Source organism: Microbacterium sp. 13-71-7 (genome assembly GCF_002257455.1).
GTDB lineage: Bacteria > Actinomycetota > Actinomycetes > Actinomycetales > Microbacteriaceae > Microbacterium.
Map to the genome: position 1 here is coordinate 1 of NZ_NCKN01000304.1, position 4,130 is coordinate 4,130.

Below are 4,130 nucleotides of genomic sequence, written 5' to 3' on the forward strand. Positions count from 1 at the left end.
GACGGTGGTGCTGTCCACGACCGGACGGGCCGTGCGGGTGGATCTCGAGCCCGGTCAGGAGCTCACCGCCGCCACGCGCCGCAGCAAGCACGACGCGATCCTCGCGGCCGTCGCCACCACGACCCGCACCGAGATCGGCGCGGTCACGTCCGCCGGGCGCGTGCTGCGCTTCACCGCGATGGATCTCCCGTCCGTGCCGCCCGCGTCGGTGCACCTCGCCGCCGGCGTGCCGCTGCGCGACTACATCGGGCTGCTCGACAAGAGCGAGCGGATCCTCGCACTCGTGCGCTTCGACGATGACACGCCGATCGCTCTGGGCACCCGCTCGGGCGTCGTGAAGCGCATCGTGCCCTCCTCCCTCGCGGTCAAGCCGGAGCTCGAGATCATCGGCATGAAGCCGGGCGATGCGGTCGTCGGCGCCGGCACCGCATCCGATGACGCCGAGCTCGTGTTCGTCACGAGCGACGCGCAGCTGCTGCACTTCCCCGCATCCGGTGTGCGCCCGCAGGGCGCTCCGGCCGGAGGCATGGCCGGGATCAAGCTCGGCGCGAAGGCCGAGGTGATCGCCTTCTCCGTGCTCGCTCAGGACGAGGACGCCCTCGTCGTGACCGTGTCCGGCGCCGCGGGCATGATCGCCGGCACCGACGCCGGGCGCGCCAAGTCCTCGCGGTTCGCGGAGTTCCCCGGCAAGGGACGGGCCACGGGCGGCGTCAGGGCGCACGCCTTCCTGAAGGGCGAGGATCGCCTCACCCTGGCCTGGGTGGGCTCCGAGCCCGCGCTCGCGGTCGGCCCCGACGGATCCGCCCGCGACCTGCCGGAGGCCGGTGCGAAGCGCGACGGCTCCGGGCAGCCCATCGACGGCGTCATCGGCTCGATCGGCACCGCGCTGGGCGCATGAGCGGCTCGGTCCTGATCGTCGCCGGGCTTCCCGGCGTGGGCAAGACGACCGTCGCCCGTGAACTCGCGACGCGGGCGACGCGGGGCGCGCATCTCGACACCGACCAGATCGGCGAAGCGCTCATCCTGTCCGGCCTCGTCGCACCGGGGCAGGAGCCTGCGGAGGAGGCCGAGCGGCAGCTCGCCCTCCTCCGGCGGAACATCGCGGATCTCGCCCGCAACTTCGCCGAAGCCGGATTCGATGTCGCGATCTCCGACGTCGTGCTGTGGCCGGAGCTCCTGGAGCAGTACCGAACCGCGATCGGCCTGCCGCTGCGGTTCGTGCTCCTCACCGCGACAGAGGACACGATCGCCCGCCGCGATGCCGCCAGGGACAAGCACGTCGCGCAGCAGTGGGCGCACCTCCGAGAGGCGCAGGACGGCTTCCGCGCGCCCGGCCTGCGGCTGGACACGACCGGTCTCGACCTCGACGAGACGGTCGACGCGATCCGTGCACGCTGGGACGATGCGCTGATCTGACCGCCGGCCGGCGGCAGAGGGATCCCCTCTCGCGACCGCGGCGCGATTTGCCCCTCCTCGCCCTGACCGGCACCATGTGAGGATGACGCCCCGATCCCGACGTCCCGTCGCCGGCCACGGCCGGCTGCACCGCCCAGGCGCCTGGGGTCAGCTCCTGAAGATGTTCGGCATCGCCGCGGTGGTGGTGCTCGTCTCCGGAGTCGCGGTCGCGTCGTACGTCGCCTACGACCTCGGGCAGACGTTCAGCGACAAAGCGGTCGCCCTGGACGGCGACGAGTCGGTGCCGCCGGACATCGGTGCGATCGAGGGCGGCGTGAACCTGCTGCTCGTCGGCAGCGATGCGTGCGAAGAAGATTTCAAAGCCGACTTCGGGGACCGCTGCTCCGATCCGGAGAACGGAGGCGAGCGCAACGACACGAACCTCGTCCTGCACATCTCCGACAGCCCGCGCCGGGTCACCGTCGTCACCTTCCCGCGCGATCTCATGATCGCGATCCCGTCCTGCACGGACGCCGACGGCAACGCCAGCGAGGAGCGCTCGAAGGAAGCGCTCAACATGGCCATCGGCATCGGCGGACCGAAGAACGGGCTGGCGTGCGTCGCCCGCGCGATCACCAAGGTGTCAGGGCTCGACATCCAGTTCGCCGCCAAGGTCACCTGGGGCGGCGTGATGAAGATCACCGACGCGATCGGCGGCGTCGATGTCTGCGTCGCGAACGGCATCAGTGACCCGGACAACACCCAGCTCGAGCTGGCCCCCGGAACGCACACCCTGCAGGGCTACTGGGCGCTCCAGTTCCTGCGCGTCCGCCACGGCGTGGGCGACAACGGGGATCTCAGTCGCGGCAGCAACCAGCAGGTGTACATGTCCTCGCTCGCACGCAAGATGATGTCGAAAGAGGTGCTCGGAAACCCCGGCACGCTGCTCAGGCTCGCGAACACCGTCATGTCGAACGTGACCCCGAGCGCCAAGCTGACCAGCCCGACGCTGCTCGTGCAGATCGCCCTGGCGATGAAGGACGTGCCGCTGGACCAGGTCAACTTCGTGAACTATCCGGTGCTGGACGATCCGGACAACCCCGGCGTGAGAGTCGTCCCGGATCTGGAGAGCGCCGATCAGCTGTGGGCGGCCCTCGCGGCGAATCAGCCGATCCAGGTCACCGGCCAACGCGATGCCGTCGTCTCCGCGACCGAGACGGCGACCGACCCTCCGGCCGACGCCCCCGCCGATGCGAGCACGACGCCGGCCCCTGGTGCGAGCGCCGGACCGGTCGCACTGCCGCAGAACATCTCCGGGCAATCGGCCGCGCAGCAGACGTGCTCGAACGGCAACGGCACCGCAGGCTGACGCGGCCCTCGCCACGGGCGGATGGCGTGACGCGACGCCGACGGGCGTCTACGCCGCCTCGAGGGCGGACCCGAGGTCCGCGAACCCCTCCGCCACCACCCTGGCGACCGTCCGAGCGTGCGCGCCGTCCGGATCCAGATCCGGATCGAACACCGTGACGGCGGCACCCCAGGCGTACGGAGCGAGCGCGGCGAGCAGCCCGATCAGCTCCTCCGGCGCGAGACCGCCCGGATCGGGGCTGTCCACGGCCGGCATGTGACTCGGGTCGAGCACGTCGACGTCGACCTGGATCCAGTAGCCGCGATCCAGGCCGTCGAGCGCGCGCACCCGCGACGCCGCTCTGACGCCGCCGTGCAGGATGACGTCGTCGGCCGGCACCACGAGGCCGATGATCCCGCGCAGCTCCTCGGCGTGCGGATCCTCGTACCGGCAGCCGATGTGCGCCGTGCTCTCCGGCGCGAAGTACGGCCCGAGCCCGTCGATGTCGCTGAGCTCCGGCAGGTGCATCCCGATCGCGGCGGCGAGGTCCTCCCCGGCGAGACTCGCGACGCCGTCGCTGTTGCCCGGATGGCGGAAGTCCGTGTGCCCGTCGATGTGCACGAGGCCGCCGCCTCCGCTCACCCGGGTGGCAAGGCCTGCGGCGATGGCCAGGCTGCAGTCCCCGCCGAGCACGAGCGGCGCCTCGCCGGCCTCGCGGATCTCGAACAGGCGGTGCGCCAGTCGGCGGGCGTGGTCGACGATCGCGGCCTGGTTGCGGACCGTCCCCGCAACCCGGCGTCCGTCGTCGTCGACGTAGCGGCCCGGCAGCACCACGCCGCCGTCGATGGCGCCCTGCGCGTGCAGGAGCCGGTGCAGGCCGGCCTCGCGGAGGGCCTCGGGCGCCTTGGCGGTGCCCGGCACGCCGCCCCGCACGGGAGGGCGAAGCCCCAGGTTCGTGGGAGCGGAGACGACGGCGGCCATCGTCTCAGTCTCTCAAGCCGTCGCCGCCTGGCCGACAGACCCGCCCGGGGCCCGGCGCATCCAGATGTCGATGCCGTCGTCGTGCTCGACGACGAATCCGTGACGCTCGTACAGCCGTCGCGCGGCCGACCCGACCAGCACCTGCAGGCGCAGCGGACGCTCGGGGGGAACCTCCGCGAGCACGGTGCGCAGCACGGCCGAACCGATCCCGCGCCCCTGGTGCTGCTCGTCCAGGTAGAACATCTCCAGCCAGGACTCCTCGCCGTCGGGCCGCACGGTGATCGTGCCCGCCACCTCGTCGCCGAGCAGGATCATGCGCGTGTGCGCCGGGGAGAAGTGCTCGGCGACCCTGGCCCGGGATCGGTCGGGATCCCAACCGACGAGCGGTTCCAGATCCCGGCGCAGG

The 4,130-nt window shown here is 71.9% G+C and carries 5 protein-coding genes; 3 read left to right on the plus strand and 2 right to left on the minus strand.

The window, feature by feature from the left end:
* The 3 genes from B7X32_RS19165 to B7X32_RS19175 all read left to right on the plus strand — a co-directional run.
* Nucleotides 1-898 (plus strand): DNA gyrase C-terminal beta-propeller domain-containing protein (locus tag B7X32_RS19165; RefSeq protein ID WP_292723366.1); only part of this gene is annotated, 898 nt, incomplete at its 5' end.
* The gene (locus B7X32_RS19170; RefSeq protein ID WP_292723368.1) at nt 895-1,416 is read left to right on the plus strand and encodes an AAA family ATPase; all 522 of its coding nucleotides are present in this window, start codon (nt 895-897) and stop codon (nt 1,414-1,416) included. The genes B7X32_RS19165 and B7X32_RS19170, both read left to right, overlap by 4 nt.
* A gap of 82 nt (nt 1,417-1,498) precedes the next feature.
* Nucleotides 1,499-2,764, plus strand: coding sequence for an LCP family protein (locus B7X32_RS19175; RefSeq protein ID WP_292723371.1), 1,266 nt, complete (start codon nt 1,499-1,501; stop codon nt 2,762-2,764).
* Nucleotides 2,765-2,812: 48 nt separating this feature from the next.
* On the opposite strand, the gene B7X32_RS19180 is transcribed toward B7X32_RS19175, so the two are convergent.
* Nucleotides 2,813-3,724, minus strand: a complete 912-nt coding sequence (locus tag B7X32_RS19180) for an arginase family protein (protein ID WP_292723373.1) — start codon at nt 3,722-3,724, stop codon at nt 2,813-2,815.
* 12 nt (nt 3,725-3,736) lie between these two features.
* Nucleotides 3,737-4,130: GNAT family N-acetyltransferase (locus tag B7X32_RS19185; protein ID WP_292723375.1), on the minus strand; the 394-nt coding region annotated here is incomplete at its 5' end.

Bases quoted from the DNA above. Each gene is read 5' to 3' on its own strand.
- B7X32_RS19170 (WP_292723368.1), top strand. From the start codon at position 895: ATGAGCGGCTCGGTCCTGATCGTCGCCGGGCTTCCCGGCGTGGGCAAG.
- B7X32_RS19180 (WP_292723373.1), bottom strand. From the start codon at position 3,724: ATGGCCGCCGTCGTCTCCGCTCCCACGAACCTGGGGCTTCGCCCTCCC.
- B7X32_RS19175 (WP_292723371.1), top strand. From the start codon at position 1,499: ATGACGCCCCGATCCCGACGTCCCGTCGCCGGCCACGGCCGGCTGCAC.